Source organism: Streptomyces hoynatensis, from assembly GCF_003626535.1.
Classification (GTDB): Bacteria; Actinomycetota; Actinomycetes; order Streptomycetales; family Streptomycetaceae; genus Streptomyces; species Streptomyces hoynatensis.
Map to the genome: position 1 here is coordinate 346,082 of NZ_RBAL01000007.1, position 18,533 is coordinate 364,614.

The 18,533-nt window shown below is 74.8% G+C and carries 16 protein-coding genes; 5 read left to right on the forward strand and 11 right to left on the reverse strand.

The genetic code is table 11. The features are described from left to right. Window positions 1-11: 11 nt before the first annotated feature. Both D7294_RS15500 and hemL read right to left on the reverse strand, forming a co-directional pair. A complete protein-coding gene (locus D7294_RS15500; RefSeq protein WP_120679906.1) occupies window positions 12-716 on the reverse strand; it encodes a histidine phosphatase family protein in 705 nt (234 codons plus the stop codon). 53 nt (window positions 717-769) lie between these two features. Continuing rightward, window positions 770-2,089, reverse strand: a complete 1,320-nt coding sequence (hemL, locus tag D7294_RS15505; RefSeq protein WP_422070704.1) for a glutamate-1-semialdehyde 2,1-aminomutase — start codon at window positions 2,087-2,089, stop codon at window positions 770-772. Window positions 2,090-2,214: 125 nt separating this feature from the next. Here hemL and D7294_RS15510 point away from each other — a divergent pair, with 125 nt between their 5' ends. The 4 genes from D7294_RS15510 to D7294_RS15525 all read left to right on the forward strand — a co-directional run bounded on the left by D7294_RS15510 (window position 2,215) and on the right by D7294_RS15525 (window position 6,250). Further along, window positions 2,215-2,799 carry a hypothetical protein gene (locus D7294_RS15510; RefSeq protein WP_120679910.1) on the forward strand — a complete coding sequence of 195 codons (585 nt, stop codon included), beginning with the start codon at window positions 2,215-2,217 and terminating at the stop codon, window positions 2,797-2,799. A 51-nt stretch (window positions 2,800-2,850) separates the two neighbouring features. Beyond that, the gene (locus tag D7294_RS31945; RefSeq protein WP_158674633.1) at window positions 2,851-3,678 is read left to right on the forward strand and encodes a DUF3558 domain-containing protein; all 828 of its coding nucleotides are present in this window, start codon (window positions 2,851-2,853) and stop codon (window positions 3,676-3,678) included. 34 nt (window positions 3,679-3,712) lie between these two features. Then, window positions 3,713-4,636, forward strand: coding sequence for a DUF3558 domain-containing protein (locus D7294_RS15520; RefSeq protein ID WP_120679914.1), 924 nt, complete (start codon window positions 3,713-3,715; stop codon window positions 4,634-4,636). Between the two features lie 84 nt (window positions 4,637-4,720). Further along, window positions 4,721-6,250 (forward strand): DUF2637 domain-containing protein, encoded by a 1,530-nt coding sequence (locus tag D7294_RS15525; RefSeq protein WP_241562377.1) that lies wholly within the window; start codon window positions 4,721-4,723, stop codon window positions 6,248-6,250. Between the two features lie 102 nt (window positions 6,251-6,352). On the opposite strand, the gene lysS is transcribed toward D7294_RS15525, so the two are convergent. Beyond that, the gene (lysS, locus tag D7294_RS15530) at window positions 6,353-8,068 is read right to left on the reverse strand and encodes a lysine--tRNA ligase (RefSeq protein WP_120679916.1); all 1,716 of its coding nucleotides are present in this window, start codon (window positions 8,066-8,068) and stop codon (window positions 6,353-6,355) included. Between the two features lie 105 nt (window positions 8,069-8,173). On the opposite strand from lysS, the gene argS reads away from it, so the two are divergent. Beyond that, a complete protein-coding gene (gene argS, locus D7294_RS15535) occupies window positions 8,174-9,931 on the forward strand; it encodes an arginine--tRNA ligase (protein ID WP_120679918.1) in 1,758 nt (585 codons plus the stop codon). Between the two features lie 87 nt (window positions 9,932-10,018). Here argS and D7294_RS15540 read toward each other — a convergent pair whose 3' ends face one another. The 8 genes from D7294_RS15540 to D7294_RS15575 form a co-directional block, all read right to left on the reverse strand. After that, window positions 10,019-11,152, reverse strand: coding sequence for a serine hydrolase domain-containing protein (locus D7294_RS15540; protein WP_120679920.1), 1,134 nt, complete (start codon window positions 11,150-11,152; stop codon window positions 10,019-10,021). Continuing rightward, window positions 11,149-11,904 (reverse strand): SDR family NAD(P)-dependent oxidoreductase, encoded by a 756-nt coding sequence (locus tag D7294_RS15545; RefSeq protein WP_120679922.1) that lies wholly within the window; start codon window positions 11,902-11,904, stop codon window positions 11,149-11,151. Before D7294_RS15545 ends, D7294_RS15540 begins: the two co-directional genes overlap by 4 nt. A gap of 143 nt (window positions 11,905-12,047) precedes the next feature. Further along, the gene (hemB, locus tag D7294_RS15550) at window positions 12,048-13,043 is read right to left on the reverse strand and encodes a porphobilinogen synthase (protein WP_277751093.1); all 996 of its coding nucleotides are present in this window, start codon (window positions 13,041-13,043) and stop codon (window positions 12,048-12,050) included. Further along, a complete protein-coding gene (locus tag D7294_RS15555) occupies window positions 13,040-14,770 on the reverse strand; it encodes a bifunctional uroporphyrinogen-III C-methyltransferase/uroporphyrinogen-III synthase (protein WP_120679924.1) in 1,731 nt (576 codons plus the stop codon). The genes hemB and D7294_RS15555 overlap by 4 nt, the downstream gene beginning before the upstream one ends. Then, window positions 14,767-15,735 (reverse strand): hydroxymethylbilane synthase, encoded by a 969-nt coding sequence (gene hemC, locus D7294_RS15560; RefSeq protein ID WP_277751094.1) that lies wholly within the window; start codon window positions 15,733-15,735, stop codon window positions 14,767-14,769. The genes D7294_RS15555 and hemC overlap by 4 nt, the downstream gene beginning before the upstream one ends. Then, window positions 15,732-17,168, reverse strand: coding sequence for a glutamyl-tRNA reductase (locus tag D7294_RS15565; protein WP_120679926.1), 1,437 nt, complete (start codon window positions 17,166-17,168; stop codon window positions 15,732-15,734). Before D7294_RS15565 ends, hemC begins: the two co-directional genes overlap by 4 nt. Continuing rightward, a complete protein-coding gene (locus tag D7294_RS15570; protein ID WP_120679928.1) occupies window positions 17,165-17,926 on the reverse strand; it encodes a redox-sensing transcriptional repressor Rex in 762 nt (253 codons plus the stop codon). The genes D7294_RS15565 and D7294_RS15570 overlap by 4 nt, the downstream gene beginning before the upstream one ends. 250 nt (window positions 17,927-18,176) lie before the next feature. Beyond that, window positions 18,177-18,473: a glutaredoxin family protein gene (locus tag D7294_RS15575; RefSeq protein ID WP_422070705.1), complete on the reverse strand. Its 297-nt coding sequence runs from the start codon at window positions 18,471-18,473 to the stop codon at window positions 18,177-18,179. Window positions 18,474-18,533 lie beyond the last annotated feature (60 nt).

An 18,533-nucleotide genomic window follows, 5' to 3' on the forward strand; every position in this document is an offset into this window, starting at 1 on the left:
CGCTCGCCAGGCTATGCCCCGTAGGCGGGGCCGCCGCCGCTGCCCCCGCGCTTGGCGCCGCGGCCCCGGCCGCCGGGCCGCAGGTGCGCGGGCAGCAGGGCGCGGGCCGGCTCGGAGTAGGTGACGGCCACGATCTCGTCGTCGTGGAAGGTGAAGCTGGTCAGCGAGGCGAGGCTGCACTGCCGGCGCCGCGGGTCGTGCCAGAGCCTGCGGCGTTCGACGTGGGAGCGCAGCACCCAGATGGGCAGCTGATGGCTGACGCAGACCGCCTCGTGGCCGCGGGCGGCGTCCCTGGCGGCGTCCAGCGCGGCCCGCATCCGCACGACCTGGTCGACGTAGGGCTCGCCCCAGGAGGGGCGGAAGGGATTGCGCAGGTGGCGCCAGTTGGCCGGGCGGCGCAGGGCGCCGTCGCCGACGCCGAAGGCCCGGCCCTGGAAGACGTTCTCCGCCTCGATCAGCCGGCCGTCGATCGCCACCGGGAGGCCGTGGGCCTTGGCGATCGGCGCCGCCGTCTCCTGCGCGCGCTCCAGCGGGGAGGCCACGACGTGAGTGATGTCACGGTCCGCGAGGTGCTCGGCGACCCGCGCGGCCATCTCCTCGCCCAGCTCCGAGAGGTGGAAGTCGGGCAGCCGCCCGTAGAGGACCCCCGTCGGGTTCGCCACCTCGCCGTGCCGCATCACGTGCACGACCGTCTGCACAGGAGCACTGCTGCTCATCGGTATTCCTCTGTCACTCGTCGGAGGGCTCTTCTGGTCCCGTTGCCCGGTCATCAGGCGGCCGGGGGCTCGGCCTCGGCGGCGGCGCGGGCCGCGGCGGGCAGGGCGGTGGCGATCCGCTCCAGCGCCTCCTCGTCGTGGGCCGTGGAGACGAACCAGGCCTCGAACGCCGAGGGCGGCAGGTGCACCCCCTGCCGGAGCATGGCGTGGAAGAAGGCGGTGTAGCGGAAGGTCTCCTGGGTCCTGGCCGAGGCGAAGTCGCGGACCTCGGCGTCGGTGAAGAAGACCGAGAACATGTTGCCCGCGGCCGAGACCCGGTGCGCGACGCCCTCCTTGGCCAGCGCCTCGCCCGCCAGCTCGCGCACCCGGGCCGCGGTCTCGTCGAGGCGGGCGTACGCGGCCTCGTCGAGCAGCCGCAGCTGGGCGAGCCCGGCGGCGGTGGCCACCGGGTTCCCCGACAGGGTGCCGGCCTGGTACACGGGCCCGGCGGGGGCCAGCTGCGCCATCACGTCGGCCCGGCCGCCGAAGGCCGCCGCGGGGAAGCCGCCGCCCATCACCTTGCCGAAGGTCATCAGGTCGGGCACCACGCCCTCGACCCCGAACCAGCCGGCCCGGCTCACCCGGAAGCCGGTCATCACCTCGTCCGAGATCAGCAGGGCCCCGTGCGCGGCGCACAGCTCGGCCAGGCCCTGGTTGTAGCCGGGCAGCGGCGGAATGACGCCCATGTTGCCCGCGACCGCCTCCGTGATCACGCAGGCGATCTCGCCGGGGTGCGCGGCGAACGCCTCGCGCACCGCGGCCAGGTCGTTGTACGGCAGCACGAGGGTCTCGCCCGCCTGGGCGCCGGTGACGCCAGGGGTGTCGGGCAGGCCGAAGGTGGCGACGCCGGAGCCGGCCGCGGCCAGCAGCGCGTCGACGTGACCGTGGTAACACCCGGCGAACTTGATCACCTTGGCCCGGCCGGTGAACCCGCGGGCCAGCCGGATCGCCGACATCGTCGCCTCGGTGCCGGAGGAGACCAGGCGCACCTGCTCCACAGGGCCGACCCGGGCGACGATCTCCTCGGCGAGCTCCACCTCGCCCGGGGTCGGGGTGCCGAAGGAGGTGCCGTGCCCGAGGGCGGCCCGCACCGCGTCCAGCACCTCCGGGTGCGCGTGGCCCAGGATCAACGGCCCCCAGGAGCACACCAGGTCCACGTAGCGGTGGCCGTCGGCGTCCGTGAGATAGGGGCCGCTGCCCGAGACCATGAAGCGCGGGGTGCCGCCCACCGCGCCGAAGGCGCGCACCGGGGAGTTGACGCCGCCCGGGGTCACTGCGGCAGCGCGCGCGAAGAGCGTCTGCGAGACTGGGGCCTCTGCATAGGATGGGGTCACGCGATCCATGGTGACAGAGCCGCTTACAGCTCGGTGTCAGGGCGTTTCGCCGACGCCTGACGGGGGAGGTCTCTGAAACGATGATCGGGTCGCGCGGCGGGGGTCGCGAATAGTCAGGTGGTGACATGCAGCGCGGTGGCGAAGTGGGCGAAGGAACCGGCGACCTGGGTCCTGAACCTGCGGGCCCGCGCGCGCGTGCCCGCAGGGGGCGCCACCGGCGCCGGGCGGAAGGCGGCTCCGGTGGGGAGTTCGACCTTCGTGGCCGGGGCGGCCGGATGTCGGTGACCTACAAGTACTTCGGCGCGCCCGACGGGGCGACCGCGGCCAGGGTGCCGCTCTCGATGCGGCCGGAGGAGCTCGGCGGGGACGAGCTCGGCCAGGGCATGTTCACCAGGATCAAGCCGGAGACGATGGCGGCCATGGTGCTGACCGGGATCGAGGGCATACCGCTGCACCGGGTCCCGCCGCTTGAGCTCGTCGTCCTGCACCCCGACTACGCGGTGGTGAAATTGCCCACAACGGTGGTGGACCCGCTGCGGGGGATCGGCGAGGAGACCGTCGGCGCCGCCGCGTTCATCTGGTCCACCGTGCCCAACCGCAGCGGCCCGAGCGACGCCTTCGGCGTGTACCGGCTGCTCAACGAGTGGCAGGACTTCTCCCGCCGCCTCCACGAGGCGGGCCATCAGCCGTACTGCCTGGTCTGGCCCTGACCCCATGCGGTAGACATGGTGCCCTTGCCGTCGAGCGAGGGAGGGCGACCGGTGCAGGGCACCGCGGCCGTGGCGCGAGCCGTCGCGGCGATGCTGACGACCGTGGCGATGTGCGGGCTCGCGGCCTGCTCCAGTGACCTCGTGGGCGCCGACGACGCCACCGGCGGCGGCCCGCCCGGCAGCTCGGCCGACACCGGGGAGCCGCAGCCAGGCCGTTACTCGGTGCTGCCCGAGCCGTGCGGCACGGTGGCCGCCGACACGCTCGCCGAGATCCTGCCGGGCGGCACCCCCGAGGAGTACGCGGGCGAGCCGCGGGTGACGTACGACACCGGGCGCCGCGTCGGCTGCGACTGGCGGACGGCGGACGCGACGGGCAGCAGGCAACTCGCCGTGGACTACGAGCGGGTCGTCTCCTACGACCCCGCGGTCAGCGACGACGACCAGGCGGAACTCGACTTCGAGCAGCGGGCCGCGGAGGCCGGCGTGACGCTCGGCGAGACCGAAGGCGGCACGGGCGGCGCGGCCACGGCGGGATCCTCGGGCTCCGCCTCCTCCTCCGCGGGCGCTTCGGGCTCCTCGGGCTCCGCCGGTTCCGCCGGCTCCGCGGGCTCTTTGGGCGGCACCTCCGCCCCACGTGCGATCGACGGCATCGGCAACGCCGCCTTCCTCGACGACCGGCCGGGCGGCACCGGCCTGGGCACCTCCCGGGACGTGACGCTGGTGTTCCGGACCGCGAACGTTATCGTCACCGTGAACTACACCGTCTCAGCCCCGTCGGGGGCGGCCGCGGGAACCAGCGCGGACGCCCTGGACAGTACGCTGCTCCAGCAGCGGGCGCAGACCGTTGCCCGGCAGCTCGCGGGTGACCTCGACGGCTGAAGCCGCACCCGATCGGTTACAGGAGCAAATCACCGTGCACCCCGAGAACCCCGAGAACGCCCCCGTTTCCTGCGGCGCCCCGCTGCCCGCCGGCCGGGCGGCAGGCACCGGCCTCACCGTCTCGCGCCGCGCCCCCCGCCGCGCCCTGCGCGCGCTGGCCCTGGCGGCGGTGCCGGTGCTCCTGGCCGCGGGCTGCTCCTCCGGCTCGGACGGGGAGGAGCCGGCGGACGACCAGCCGAGCCCCAGCGCCTCGCCCACGCCCGAGCCGGTGCGCTTCGCCGAACTGCCCGAGCCCTGCGCCACGGTGAGCGGCGACACCATTTCCGACGTGGTGCCCGAGGCCGACCCGGAGCACGGCGACAAGCTCGACTCCCCCGACCCCGCCACCTCGGCCGCCTGCCTGTGGAGCGGCCTGGACGACTACCAGTTCCGCTCGCTGACCGTCTCGCTGCGCCGCTTCGACTCCGACCTCTCGGTCGGCAGCGGCGACGAGCGCGCCGTCGGCTACGTCCGGGAGATGGTCGAGGAGATCACCTCGGACGAGGACAACAAGGACGTCGAGACGGCCGCGCTCGCCGGCACCGGGGACGAGGCCACCAGCATCGCCTACCACGTGAAGAAGGCGGCGGGCGAGGACGAGGAGGAGTACCGCCAGCATCGGGTCGTGGCCAGGACGGCCAACGTGGTGGTGACGGTGGACTACTCGGGCGCCGGCTTCGAGGGCGACGACACCCCGGGCGCGGGCGGGATGAAGGAGGCGGCCGAGGCGGTCGCCGAGGAGGTGGTGGCGGCCGTGAACGCCACCGCCGAGGAGCCGGGCGGCGCCGAAGGGGGCGCGGACGAGGGCGCGGACGCCGGGGGCCCGGGCGGCGCCCAAGAGGACGCGGGCGGCGCCGGCGACGCGGAGTCGGGCGAGCCGCCGAGCAACTCCGTCGAGGGCGAGGACGCCCAGGGCTGAAGGGCCTCGCCGCGTACATGACTTGACGCGTATGCCAGGCTGGCCGCCGGAGGGTTCCTCAGTCGACCCGGGGAGGGATCGCGGGTGGCCGCGACGATCAAGCTGACACGCTCGCACCGGGTGCTGGTCGGCATCGTGCTGACCGGCGCCGTGGTGATTGCCGCCATCGGCTTCGTCGGCTCCTACGCCGCCGTGCGCGACCTGGCGGAACGCAAGGGCTTCGGCGACTTCTCGCCGTTCTTCCCGATCGGCGTGGACGCCGGCATCGTCGTCCTCCTCGCCCTCGACCTGCTGCTGACCTGGCTGCGCATCCCCTTCCCGCTGCTGCGCCAGTCCGCCTGGCTGCTGACCGCGGCGACCATCGCCTTCAACGGGGCCTCCGCCTGGGGCGACCCGCTGGGCGTCGGCATGCACGCGATCATCCCGGTGCTCTTCGTCATCACCGTGGAGGCGGCGCGGCACGCCATCGGCCGGGTCGCCGACATCACGGCGGACAAGCACATGGAGGGGGTCCGCATGTGGCGGTGGGTCCTCTCCCCCGTGCCGACCTTCCGGCTGTGGCGCCGCATGAAGCTGTGGGAGCTGCGCTCCTACGAGGAGGTCATCGGGATGGAGCGCGACCGCCTCGTCTACCAGGCCAGGCTCCGCGCCGACTACGGCCGCGCCTGGCGCCGCCGGGCGCCGGTCGAGGCCCGGATGCCCCTCAAACTCGCCCGCTACGGCGTCCCGTTGCGCGAGACCGCGGCCGCCGGCCTCGCCGCGGCGCTCGGCAACGAGCCGCGCGCCGGGGAGGCGCCGCCGGCGCCTGGGGCGGTGAACGGCCGCGCCCTGCCGGCCCGGGAGGCCGCGCCGGGGGCGGCGGCGCCGTCCCCCGGCGGCGCGGGCCGGATAGCCGGGCCCGGCGGCCGGGAGGGGGCCGCCGGCGTCCGGGACGGCGAGCCCCGGCAGGCGTGGTGGACGGGCAACCAGCCGGACGCGGCCGAGCCCGCCGCGTACGCCGAACCCGCCCCGTACGCCGAACCCGCCCCCGCGGCCGACGCCTACGCGGACGCCCCGGTACTCGCCGCCCACGCCGAGCCCGCCGCGTACGCCGAACCCGCCGCCCCGGCGCAGGACCCCGGCGCGGCCGACGGGCACCAGGACGCCCCTCAGGACGCCACCCGCCTGGCCGGAACCCCCGCCCGCGGCCAGGTGAACGTGCCCGTGGGCAACGGCCGTTGGCGCCCCCTCGGCGAGGCCGACCCCGGCGGCCGGCCGGGCGGCGCGCCCGCGGCGGCGCGCCGGGTGGCCGAGCCCGAGCCCGTCTCCGTCCTCGAACCCCCGCCGATCGCCGCGGCCGGGGAGGAGGGCCAGGTCGAGCCCGAGCCCTTCGAGGGCCGCGGAGGCTACGAGGGCTACGACACCTACGAGGGCTACGACAACTACTACGCCGCCTTCCGCCAGTACGTCTCGGAGCGGGGCGACTTCCCCAACGCCCGCCAGCTCTCCCGCTTCCTCAACGAGCGCTTCGGCGTCACCGACTCCGACGGCACCCTGCTGAGCGAGCAGTACCTGCGCGAGTTCACCCGCGGCTTCAAGCAGCGCTACAACGCCGAGATGGGCACCGGGGTCTGACCGGCCCCGCGCGCGACGCCCCCGCACGCAACGGCCCCCCGCGCGCACGGCCCCGGCCGCCGCCCCCGCGGCCCAGGGTGCGGCCGCGGGGAGGCCGCCGCCTCAGGCCCCCAGCAGCCGCCGCACCCGCTCGGGGCCGACCGCGAGCAGCAGCGTCGGCAGCCGGGGGCCGGTGTCGCGGCCGACCAGCAGCCGGTACAGCAGGGCGAAGAACTCCCGCTGGGCGACCTTCAGTTCCGGCGTCGGCTTGGCGTCGGGCGCCAGCCCGGCCCGTACCTTGGGGACGCCGTACACCAGCGTGGTCAGCCCGTCCTGCGACCAGTGCTCCGACAGCCCGTCGAGCAGCAGCCGCAGCGACTCGCGCTGCGCCTCGTCCAGCGAGGCGAGCAGCTCCGAATCCGGCTCCTCGCGCACCCGCGTGCGCTGTTCTGCCGGCATCTGCGTGGCCACCCAGCGGGCCGCCTTGTCCAGCCGCGGCCTGGTCTCGTCGAGGGAGGCCACCGGCTGCGCGGGGTCCAGGTCGCCCAGTATCCGCAGCATTTGCTCCTCGTCCCCCGTGGTGATGTCCACCACGGAGGCGAGCGTACGGAACGGCAGCCTGCGGGGGGTGTCCGGCAGCTCGCCCGCGGCGGCGGTGCCCGTCGCCCTGCGGTGCGCCGCGAGGTCCGCCGGCTGGGCCGTTCCGGCGGCCACCTTCCGCCCCAGCGCGTCCCACTCGTCGTACAAGCGCTGCAACTCCCCGTCGAAGGCGATCTTGAACGCCTGGCCGGGGCGGCGCCTGGCGTACAGCCAGCGCAGCACCGGGGCCTCCATGATCTCCAGGGCGTCCGCCGGGGTCGGCACCCCGCCGCGCGAGCTGGACATCTTCGACATGCCGCTGATCCCGACGAAGGCGTACATCGGCCCGATCGGCTGCGCCGCGCCGAAGATCTCCCGCACCAGCTGCCCGCCGACGACCCAGGAGGAGCCGGGCGAGTGGTGGTCGGCGCCCGAGGGCTCGAACACGACGCCCTCGTACGCCCAGCGCATCGGCCAGTCGACCTTCCACACCAGCTTCCCGCGGGTGTGCCCGGCCAGCTTCACGGTCTCCTCGTGGCCGCAGGCGCAGCTGTAGTGCAGCTCGGTGGTCTCGTCGTCGTACGAGGTCACCGTCGTGGTGTCGCGCTCGCACACCGAGCAGTACGGCTTGTACGGGTAGTAGCCGGCGCCGCCCTCGCTGCCGTCGTCCTCGCCGGCCGCGCCCGAGCCCTCCACCGCGGCGCGCTCGGCCTCGTCCTGGGCCGGCTCGGGGGCCTGCTGCGCCTGCTTGGTGCGGTACTGCGCGAGCACCGCGTCGATCCTGCGCCGCTCGCGCATGGCGAAGAGGATCTGCTCGCGGTAGGCGCCCGAGGTGTACTGCTCGGTCTGGCTGACGGCGCGCACCTCGATGCCCATCTCGGCCAGCGCCGCGAGCAGCGGGGCCTTGAAGTGCTCGGCCCAGGAGGCGTACGGGCTGCCGGGCGGCGGGGGCACCGAGGTCAGCGGCTTGCCGATGTGCTCGGCCCAGGAGCCGGGCACCCCGCCGGGCACCCGCCTAAACCGGTCGTAGTCGTCCCAGGACAGGTGGTGCACGCAGGGAATGCCGCGGCGCCTGATCTCGTCGGCGACCAGGTGCGGAACCATGATCTCCCGGAGGTTCCCCAGGTGGATCGGGCCCGAGGGGCTGAGGCCCGAGGCGCAGACGACGGGTTTGCCCGGCGCGCGGCGCTCCGCCTCGGCGATGACGTCATCCGCGAGTCGGGAGACCCAGTCCGCGGTCTCCTGGGTGGTCTCGGGCACGGTGAGGACACTTCCTTCTCGGTTCCGGATTCGACGGCACGCAGCCGCCGCGGCCATTGTTCCATCCCGGAAAAGCGGGTGCACAACCGTGAAATACTGGTTTGCATGACCGCAGTCCCCTCGCTCGGCACCGCCGTATCGCAGCATCTGGCCACCGCCATCGCCGCCGCCCTCCCCGAGGCCGTCGGCGCCGATCCGCTGCTGCGCCGAAGCGACCGGGCCGATCTCCAGGCCAACGGACTGCTCGCCCTGGCCAAGCGGCTGAAGGGCAACCCGCGCGACCTGGCCGCCCGGGTGGCGGGCGAGGTGGAGCCGGGTGGCCCCATCGCCGAGGTCGCCGTCTCGGGCCCCGGCTTCCTCAACATCACGCTGAGCGACGAGGCCATCCTCACCACCCTGGCCGCCCGCGCCGCCGACGAGCGCCTCGGGGTGCCCCGCTCGCCCCAGCCCGCCACCATGATCATCGAGTACTCGCAGCCGAACGTCGCCAAGGAGATGCACGTCGGCCACCTGCGGTCGACCGTCATCGGCGACGCGCTGGTGCGGATCATGGAGTTCCGCGGCGAGCGCGTCATCCGGCGCAACCACATCGGCGACTGGGGCACCCAGTTCGGGATGCTCATCCAGCACCTCATCGAGCACCCGCACGAGCTCGACCACGCCGCGGAGGAGGAGGCGGGCTCCGCCGCGATCTCCCGGCTGAACCGGCTGTACCGGGCCTCGCGCGCGGTCTTCGACGCCGACCCCGAGTTCAAGGAGCGGGCGCGGCGGCGGGTGGTCGAGCTCCAGGCGGGCGACGCCCGCACCCGCGAGCTGTGGCAGCGGATCGTCGACGAGTCGAAGCTGTACTTCAACGCCGTCTACGCCAGGCTGAACGTGCTGCTCACCGACGAGGACGTGCGGGGCGAGTCCGCGTACAACGACGATCTGCCCACGCTGGCCAGGGAGTTGGAGCAGTCCGGGGTCGCCGTCAGGTCGGAGGGCGCGCTGTGCGTCTTCTTCGAGGACGTCAAGGGCCCCGACGGCACCCCGGTCCCGCTGATCGTGCAGAAGGCCGACGGCGGCTTCGGCTACGCCGCCACCGACCTGGCCGCCGTGCGCAACCGGATCCGCGAGTTGCACGCCGACTCGATGCTCTACGTGGTGGACGCCCGGCAGTCGCTGCACTTCAAGATGGTGTTCGAGACCGCGCGGCGGGCCGGCTGGCTGCCCGAGGGGGTGGCGCACCACCTGCCGTTCGGCACCGTGCTCGGCAAGGACGGCAGGCCGTTCAAGACCCGCTCCGGGGAGACCGTGCGGCTGATGGACCTGCTGGACGAGGCCGTCGAGCGGGCCGCCGAGGTGGTGGCCGCCAAGGCACCCGGGCTGAGCGAGGCCGAGGTCGCGGAGCGGGCCGCGGACGTGGGCATCGGCGCGGTGAAGTACGCCGACCTGTCCACCTCGCGGAGCCGGGACTACGTCTTCGACCTCGACCGGATGGTCTCGCTCAACGGCGACACCAGCGTCTATCTCCAGTACGCCTACGCCCGCATCCAGTCGATCCTGCGCCGGGCGGCCGGGCAGGCCGAGGGCCGGGCGCACCCGGAGCTGAAGCTGGCGCCCGCGGAGCGGGCCCTGGGGCTGCACCTCGACGAGTTCGCCGCCACCCTCGACTCGGTGGCCGAGACCTACGAGCCGCACAAGCTCGCCGCCTACCTGTACGCCCTGGCCTCGCAGTTCACCACCTTCTACGACCAGTGCCCGGTGCTGAAGGCGGGCGACGAGGCGACGGTCGCCAGCCGGCTGTTCCTGTGCGAGCTGACGGCCCGCACGCTGCGGCTGGGCATGTCCCTGCTGGGCATCGAGACCCCGGAACGCCTCTGAGACCGGCGCCCCCGCGGGGCCCGGCGTCACGCCGGGCCCCGCGGGCGCCTCGGCCCGATCCCGGGGTCGGCCAGGCCCCTGGGTCCCTCAGCCCGACTCGCGTACGGCGCGCGCCAGTTCACGCGCCGGGGCGCGCCGGTAGGCGCCGTCCGCGCCCTGATCGCGCGTGGGGTGCACCCGGTTGGTGAGCAGCACGAGCAGCACGCCCGTGGCGGGGTCGGCGACCAGGCTGGTGCCGGTGAATCCCGAGTGCCCGAAGGCCGTGGGGGAGGCCAGTTCGTCCATGTAGCCGGGCTGGTTGAGCTGCCAGCCCAGGCCCCGCGAGGCGGCCGGGCCGAGGCCGGCGTTCTGCTCGGTGAGCATCCGGGAGGCCCACTCCTCGCCCAGCAGCCGCACCCGTCCGTACCTGCCGCCGTTCAGCATCGTCTGCCCCAGGACGGCCAGGTCGCGGGCGGTGGAGAAGATCCCGGCGTGCCCGGCGACCCCGCCGAGGTGGTACGCGTTCTCGTCGTGGACCGTGCCGTGCACCATCCCCCGGCCGGTCCACGGCTGCCGCTCGGTCGCCGCCGTACGCGCCAGCTCCGCGGGCCCCGGCGGGCGTTCCAGCGGCCGGTACCCGGTGTCGGCGAGCCCCAGCGGCCCGGTGACCAGCTCGGCCACCAGGGCGTCGAGCCGCCGCCCCGTCACCCGCTCCGCCACCGCGGCGGCCGTGATCGGCCCGAGGTCGGAGTACAGGTAGCCGGTGCCCGGCCGGTAGGCGGGGGGCTGGGCGGCGATGGCCGCCAGCCGGGCCGCGTGGTCCGGGTAGGGGCCCAGGTCGATCTCGGCGGGCAGCCCGCTGGTGTGGGTGAGCAGCGAACGCACCGGCACCGCGGGGAAGCCGGGCAGGTAGCCGGAGACCGGGGCGTCCAGGTCGAGGAGGCCGCGTTCGGCCAGCCGCACCACGACGACCGCCGTGAACAGCTTGGAGAGCGAGGCCACGTCGAAGACGGTGTCGGGCCGCATCGGCACCGGCGCCACCGTGCCCTCGGCCCCGTAGCGCACCGCGTCCCCGCCCGCCTCGTGCACCACCACCACGCCGTGCCTGGCCGCGAGCACCACGAAGCCCGGGTAGGCGCGCGCCGGCGGGCGCAGGAACGCGGCGCACGCCGGCGCGATCCTGGCCACGCGGTCAGGCGCGAGCCCCGCCTCGCGGGCCTCGCCGTCTCGCAGGACCGTCATCCCGCGCGGTGCACCTTGGTGTTGGAGGCCTGCGCCAGCGGGCGCAGCACCAGCAGGTCCACGTTCACGTGCTGCGGCTGGGTCACCGCCCAGGTGATCGCCCTGGCCACGTCGTCCGCGGTCAGCGGCTGCGCCACCCCCTGGTACACCTGCGCCGCCCGCTCCCGGTCGCCGCGGAAGCGGGTGAGGGAGAACTCCTCGGTCTGCACCATGCCGGGGGCGATCTCCACGACCCGGACCGGCCGCCCGAGGAGTTCCAGGCGCAGGGTCTCGGCCAGCACGTGCGCGCCGTGCTTGGCCGCCACGTAGCCGCCGCCGCCCTCGTAGGTGCCGTGCCCGGCCGTGGAGGAGACCACGAGCACCGTGCCGGCGCCCGAGGCGGTCAGGGCCGGGAGCAGCGCCTGGGTCACGTTGAGCACGCCCAGGACGTTGACCTCGTACATCCGGCGCCAGTCCGCCGGGTCGGCCTCCGCCACCGGCTCCAGGCCGAGGGCGCCGCCCGCGTTGTTGATCAGCACCCGGCAGTCGCCGAGCGAGGCGGCGAAGGCGTCCACCGCCGCCCGGTCGGTCACGTCCAGCGGGCACGCCAGGGCCTCGTGCCCGGCCTCCTTCAGCTCCCGGGCCAGTTCCTCGATCCGCTCGGCCCGCCGGGCGGTGAGCACCACCCGGTGGCCCGCGGCGGCCAGGTGCCGCGCCGTGGCGGCGCCGATGCCGCTGCTCGCCCCGGTGACGACGGCGGTGGGAGTGGTCACGTGTGCCTCCTGCGTCTGCTGCCTGACTGCCGCCGGACGCGGCCCCACCCGCCCGGCGCCTTCCTCGTGGCGGCGATTCCCGCGCCCGGGGCGTGGGAAGGCGATTCCGCGCCCCGGCGCGCCGCCCCGCCCGGGCCCGGCCGCTACCCGCGGCGCAGCGTCCGGGCGTACTCCGTGGCCCAGTAGGTGAGGATCATGTCGGCGCCGGCCCGCTTGAACGCGGTCAGCGTCTCGTCGATCGCCCGCTCGCGGTCCAGCCAGCCGCGCTCCGCGGCGGCCTCGACCATCGCGTACTCCCCCGAGATCTGGTAGGAGGCCACCGGCACCGGCGAGGCGTCGGCGATCTGCCGCAGGATGTCCAGGTAGGGCAGCCCGGGCTTGACCATCACCATGTCCGCGCCCTCGGCCAGGTCCTGCGCCAGCTCGCGCAGCGCCTCCCTGGCGTTCGGCGGGTCCTGCTGGTAGGTCTTCCGGTCGCCGGTCAGCGAGGAGTTGACCGCCTCGCGGAAGGGCCCGTAGAACGCCGAGGCGTACTTCGCGGTGTAGGCGAGCAGCGCCACGTCCTGGTGCCCGGCGGCGTCCAGCGCCCGCCGCACGTGCCCGACCTGGCCGTCCATCATGCCGCTCGGCCCGAGCACGTGCGCCCCGGCCTCCGCCTGGGCCAGGGCCATCTCGGCGTACCTGGCCAGCGTGGCGTCGTTGTCCACCCGGCCCCGCGCGTCCAGCACGCCGCAGTGCCCGTGGTCGGTGACCTCGTCCAGGCACAGGTCCGACATCACCACCAGCGCGTCGCCGACCTCGGCCCGCACCGCGCGCAGCGCGACCTGCAGGATGCCCTCGGGGTCGGTGCCCGGGCTGCCGACCGCGTCCTTCTTGGCCTCCTCAGGCACCCCGAAGAGCATGATCCCGGCCACCCCCGCCTCGGCCGCCTCCACGGCGGCCTTGCGGATCGAGTCCCGCGAGTGCTGGACGACGCCGGGCATCGACCCCAGGGGGAGGGGCTCGTCGATCCCCTCGCGCACGAAGGCGGGCAGGATCAGGTCGGCCGGGTGCGGCCGGTGCTGGGCGACCATCCGGCGCATCGCCGGGGTGGTGCGCAGCCGCCTCGGCCGCACCTGGGGAAACGTGCCGTCGTTCACGGTGTGCGGGTCCTCCTTCGCTGCGGCCGCTTCTCGCTCGGCCGCTTCAGTACCTCGCCCGCGGCCAGGGCCGCCGTCCGCCGCCCGGCGCCGAACTCGGCGAGCGCCTCGGCCAGCTTGTGCACCGAGGGCTCGGGCGACATCACGTCCACCCGCAGCCCGTGCTCCTCCGCGGTGCGGGCCGTGGCGGGCCCGATGCAGGCGATCACCGTGACGTTGTGCGGCTTGCCCGCGATCCCGACCAGGTTGCGGACCGTGCTCGACGAGGTGAAGAGCACGGCGTCGAAGCCGCCGCCCTTGATCGCCTCCCGGGTCTCGGCCGGCGGCGGCGAGGCCCGCACGGTGCGGTAGGCCGTGACGTCGTCGACCTCCCAGCCCAGCTCCACCAGCCCGGCCACCAGCGTCTCGGTGGCGATGTCGGCCCGCGGCAGGAACACCCGGTCGATCGGGTCGAACACCGGGTCGTAGGGCGGCCAGTCCTCCAGCAGCCCGGCGGCCGACTGCTCGCCGCTGGGCACCAGGTCGGGGCGCACGCCGAACTTCCGCAGCGCCCGCGCGGTCTGCTCGCCCACGGCGGCGACCTTTATCCCGGCGAACGCCCGGGCGTCGAGGCCGTACTCCTCGAACTTCTCCCGGATCGCCTTCACCGCGTTGACCGAGGTGAACGCGATCCACTCGTAGCGCCCGGTGACCAGGCCCTTGACCGCCCGGTCCATCTGCTGCGGGGTGCGGGGCGGCTCCACCGCGATCGTCGGCACCTCGCTCGGCACCGCGCCGTAGGACCGCAGCTGCTCCGACAGGGAGGCCGCCTGCTCCTTGGTGCGCGGCACGAGGACCTTCCAGCCGAACAGCGGCTTGGACTCGAACCAGGACAGCTGCTCGCGCAGGGCCGGGGCGCTGCGCTCCCCCACGACGGCTATCACCGGCCGGTCGCCCTCGGGCGAGGGCAGCACCTTGGCGGACTTCAGGACCCGCTCGACCGTGCCGAGCGTCGCCGCCCAGGTGCGCTGCCGGGTGGTGGTGCCCGCGACGGTGACCGAGAGCGGGGTGTCGGGCTTGCGCCCGGAGGCGATCAGCCGCGCGGCGACGGCGCCGGCCGACTCCAGGGTGGTGCTCACGACGACCGTCGCGTCGCTGGCCGCGACCTCGTTCCAGCAGCGCTCGTCCGCGGTGGCGCCGTCGACGAACCGCACGTCGCCGCCCTCGGCGTCGCGCAGCGGCACCCCGGCGTACGCGGCCACGCCGACCGCCTGCGCGATGCCGGGCACCACCTCGAAGGTGATGCCCTCGGCGGCCAGCGCCAGCATGTCGGAGGTGGCGTCGGCGTCCATGCCGGGGTCGCCGGCGACCGCACGCACCACCCGCTTGCCGCCGCGCGCGGCCCGCATGACAAGATCGGCGGGGTCGGCGCCCCCGGACGGGACGGCGGTGGAGGACAGTCCCTCCCCCGCGGCCTGCAACGGGGTGTCGGTCCCCGGCCGGACGTGCGCGCGCACCACGTCGAACGCCTCCGGATCTGCGACCAGCACCTCGGCCTGGGCGAGTGCCTCGACGGCGCGCAATGTCAGCAGACCCGGGTCTCCGGGTCCGGCACCGAGGAAGGTGACGTGTCCCTGGGCTGCATGTCCCTGAGCACCGCGAGCGGTGACGGACGGCTGGGCGAGGGCGCCTGCCTGGCCTGCGGCCTGCTGTGCGTGGTGCGTGGTGCGTGCGGTGGTGGGGCTCAATGTGCTCGCTCCCCCATCAGACCGGCCGCGCCCTTGGCGAGCATCTCCTCGGCGAGCCGGCGGCCGACGGCCGCCGCCTCCCCGGTCGACGCCGGCAGGGGGCCGGTGGTGGACAGCTGCACCAGCGTGGTTCCATCGGTGGTGCCGACGACACCGCGCAGGCGCATGTGGGTGACGGCCTGCCCGGTCACCTCGGACAGCAGGTCGGCGTACGCGCCCACAGGGGCGCTGCAGCCGGCCTCCAAGGTGGCGAGCAGGGTTCGCTCCGCGGTCACGGCGACCCGGGTGTGCGGGTCGTCGAGCCCACCGAGCTGTGCGGTGAGGGCCGCGTTTGCCGCAGCGCACTCGACCGCCAGCGCCCCCTGGCCGGGGGCGGGCAGGACGATGTCCGGGGCGAGGAGCTCGGTGACCTCCGCCGCCCGGCCGATGCGGTGCAGTCCGGCGGCGGCGAGAACGACCGCGTCGAGCTCGCCGGAGCGCACGTACCCGATCCTGGTGTCTACATTCCCGCGGATCGGGACCGTTTCGATTTCGCAACCCAGGGCCCTGGCCCAGGCGTTCAGCTGGGCCATGCGGCGCGGGGAGCCGGTGCCGATCCTGGCCCGGCCGCCGGCCACGGCCAGCTGCTCGAACGACAGGCCGTCGCGGGCGACGAGCGCGTCCCTGGCGTCGGCGCGCGGCGGCAGCGCGGCCAGCGCGAGGTCGGGCGGCCGGCCGGTGGGCAGGTCCTTCAGGGAGTGCACGGCGAGGTCGATCTCGCCGCTCAGCAGCGCGTCGCGCAGGGCCGAGACGAAGACCCCCGTGCCGCCTATCCGGGCCAGGCTCTCGCGGGAGACGTCCCCGTAGGTGGTGATCTCCACCAGCTCCACGGGCCGTCCGGTCACCCGGCGCACCTGCTCGGCGACGCCGGCGGACTGGGCCATCGCGAGCGCGCTGCGGCGCGTGCCGAGGCGGAGGGCGTTCACCGTGCCTCGCCCCCCTCCGCGGCGTGCTCCGCGGGAGCCGCCTGCTCGGGGCCGCTGAGGTCGAACAGCTGGCGCAGGGCCGTCGCGTAGTAGGCGCCGCCCGGCTCGCCGGCCAGCTCCTTCACCCGCACGGTGGGCGCGTGCAGCAGCTTGTCGACGACGCGCCGCACCGTCCTGGCCACCTCGGCCCGCTCCCGGTCGCCGAGTTCCGGCAGCCGGCCCTCCAGCCTGGCCAGCTCCGCCGCGACCACCTCGGAGGCCATCTCGCGCAGGGCGACCACGGTCGGGGTGATGCGGGCGGCGCGGCGGGCGGCGCCGAAGGCACCTACCTCCTCGCCCACGATCCGCCACACGGCGTCCACGTCGGCGGCCATCGGGGCGTCGGCGGAGGCGGCGGCGAGCGACTCGATGTCCACCAGCCGCGCCCCGGCCAGCTCGTGCACGGCGGCGTCCACGTCCCGGGGCATCGCCAGGTCGAGCAGGGCGAGCGCGGGCACGCAGCCGTCGCCGCCGAGGCCGGCGGGGCAGCGCCGCGCGCGCTCGCGCAGCGCCCCCGCGACCGCGGTGGCCGTGAGCACCAGGCCGGTGGCGCCGGTACAGGAGACGACGATGTCGGCCAGGGCGAGTTCGGCGGCGATGGAGATCGCGTTGATCGGCACGGCCCGGGCCCGGGGCCCGTCCCCGCCCGCGGCCAGCGAGGCGGCCAGGCGCTCGGCACGCTCCACCGTCCGGTTGGCGATCACCAGTTCGGACACACCGGCGCGGGCGAGGGTCGCCGCGGCCAGTGAGGACATGGAGCCGGCGCCGATCACCAGCGCCCGCTTGCCCGCGACCCAGGCCGCCACCTCGTCCGGCCCCTCGGCGCCGCCCCCGGCGAGCTGCTGCAGGCCGAAGGTGACGAGCGACTGACCCGCCCGGTCGATGTTGGTCTCGCTGTGCGCGCGCTTGCCCACCCGCAGGGCCTGCTGGAACAGCTCGTTCAGCACCCGGCCTGCGCTGTGCTCGTCCTGGGCCAGGGCCAGCGCCGCCTTGATCTGGCCGAGGATCTGCCCCTCGCCGACCACCATCGAGTCCAGGCCGCAGGCCACCGAGAACAGGTGCCGGACGGCGGCGTCCTCGTGGTGCTCGTACAGGTGCGGGCGCAGCTCGTCGATTCCCACCCCGCTGTGCCTGGCGAGCAGCGCGGTCAGCTCGGCGACGCCGGCGTGGTAGCGCTCCACGACCGCGTACAGCTCGATGCGGTTGCAGGTGGAGAGCACCGCCGCCTCGACGGCGGGCCCGCCGGGCACCGCGCGGGCGCCCACGGCGCGGGGCGCCTCGCCGCCGAGCATGTCGCCCAGGAGCTTGCGGCGCGCGTCCGGCGCCAGGGCGGCCCGCTCCAGCACGCTCACCGGGGCACTGCGGTGGCTGAGGCCGACGACCAGGAGCGTCATGCGGGCATCACCGCCGGGATCTCCCCCTCGGGGCCCTGGTCGCCGCGGCGGGCGCGGGAGACGCGCACCCCGTCGGAGACGGAGCGCGACAGGTCCTCGGCGGCCTTGCGCTGCTCGTGGAAGGCGAGAATCTGCAGCTCGATGGACAGGTCCACCTTGCGCACGTCCACGCCCTCGGGCACCGAGAGCACGGTGGGGGCGAAGTTGAGGATGGAGCTGACCCCGGCGGCGACCAGCCGGTCGCACACCTGCTGGGCGGCCCCGCCCGGGGTGGTGATGACGCCGATGGAGACGTCGTTGGCGGCGATGATCGACTCCAGGTCGTCCACGTGCTGGACGGCGATGCCCGCGACCTGCCTGCCGGTCATCGAGGGGTCGGCGTCGATCAGCGCGGCCACCCGGAAGCCGCGGGAGGCGAAGCCGCCGTAGTTGGCCAGGGCGGCGCCGAGGTTGCCGATGCCGACGATCACCACGGGCCAGTCCTGGGTGAGCCCGAGCTCACGCGAGATCTGGTAGACGAGATACTCGACGTCGTAGCCGACGCCTCTGGTGCCGTAGCTGCCGAGGTAGGAGAAGTCCTTGCGCAGCTTCGCTGAGTTGACCCCGGCGGCGCTCGCGAGCTCCTCGGAGGAGACCGTGGGCACCGAGCGCTCGGAGAGCGCCGTCAGCGCCCGCAGATACAGCGGAAGCCGGGCGACGGTCGCCTCGGGGATTCCCCGGCTGCGGGTCGCCGGTCGGTGGTTTCGGCCAGTTGCCACTGTGCTCCTGCCGGTCGGGCCAAGCGGAGGGCGGGCACACCCGGCGTGCGCGCCGGGAAGGCTCGGGTGCGCGCCGGGAAGGCTCCGTCGCGCCCAGGCTATGCCTTTGTGAACGCGTGCACAAAGATGGTGTCCGTTTTGTCCGGCCAAAGTGACCGGTGCCACATGCACCAACGGGGACACCGGTTCACACTCCTCACTTTTACCCCTCGCCGGGAACAAACGACCCCGTATGGTAATCCAAACCGGGTCAAGCTCCCAACGCCCTGCGCAGCCGCTCCGGGTCCACGCGCCAGAAGTCGTGCTGCCGCCCGTCCACCAGGACGACCGGGATCTGCTCCCGGTAACGCCGGTGCAACTCGGCGTCCTCGGTGATGTCCTTCTCCTCCCAGGCGGCCCCCGTTTCGGCGCAGACCCCGGCGACCACCTCCCGCGCGGCCTCGCACAGGTGGCAGCCCGGCCGGCCGATCAGGGTCACCAGCCGCCCGGCGGCGGGCTTGGGGGCGGGTTCCCGCGCGGGGCGGCGCGGGCGGAGCAAGGGCGTCATGAGGCCCATTGTGCCGCGCGTGGCCACGTTGGCGTCACGTTCGGGCAACCGGCCCCCGGG

Excerpts from the sequence above, each read along its gene's own strand:
- D7294_RS15575 (WP_422070705.1), bottom strand. The coding sequence starts at position 18,473 with ATGACGCCCTTGCTCCGCCCGCGCCGCCCCGCGCGGGAACCCGCCCCC.
- D7294_RS15500 (WP_120679906.1), bottom strand. The coding sequence starts at position 716 with ATGAGCAGCAGTGCTCCTGTGCAGACGGTCGTGCACGTGATGCGGCAC.
- D7294_RS15540 (WP_120679920.1), bottom strand. The coding sequence starts at position 11,152 with ATGACGGTCCTGCGAGACGGCGAGGCCCGCGAGGCGGGGCTCGCGCCT.
- D7294_RS15565 (WP_120679926.1), bottom strand. The coding sequence starts at position 17,168 with ATGACGCTCCTGGTCGTCGGCCTCAGCCACCGCAGTGCCCCGGTGAGC.
- D7294_RS15510 (WP_120679910.1), top strand. The coding sequence starts at position 2,215 with ATGCAGCGCGGTGGCGAAGTGGGCGAAGGAACCGGCGACCTGGGTCCT.
- argS (WP_120679918.1), top strand. The coding sequence starts at position 8,174 with ATGACCGCAGTCCCCTCGCTCGGCACCGCCGTATCGCAGCATCTGGCC.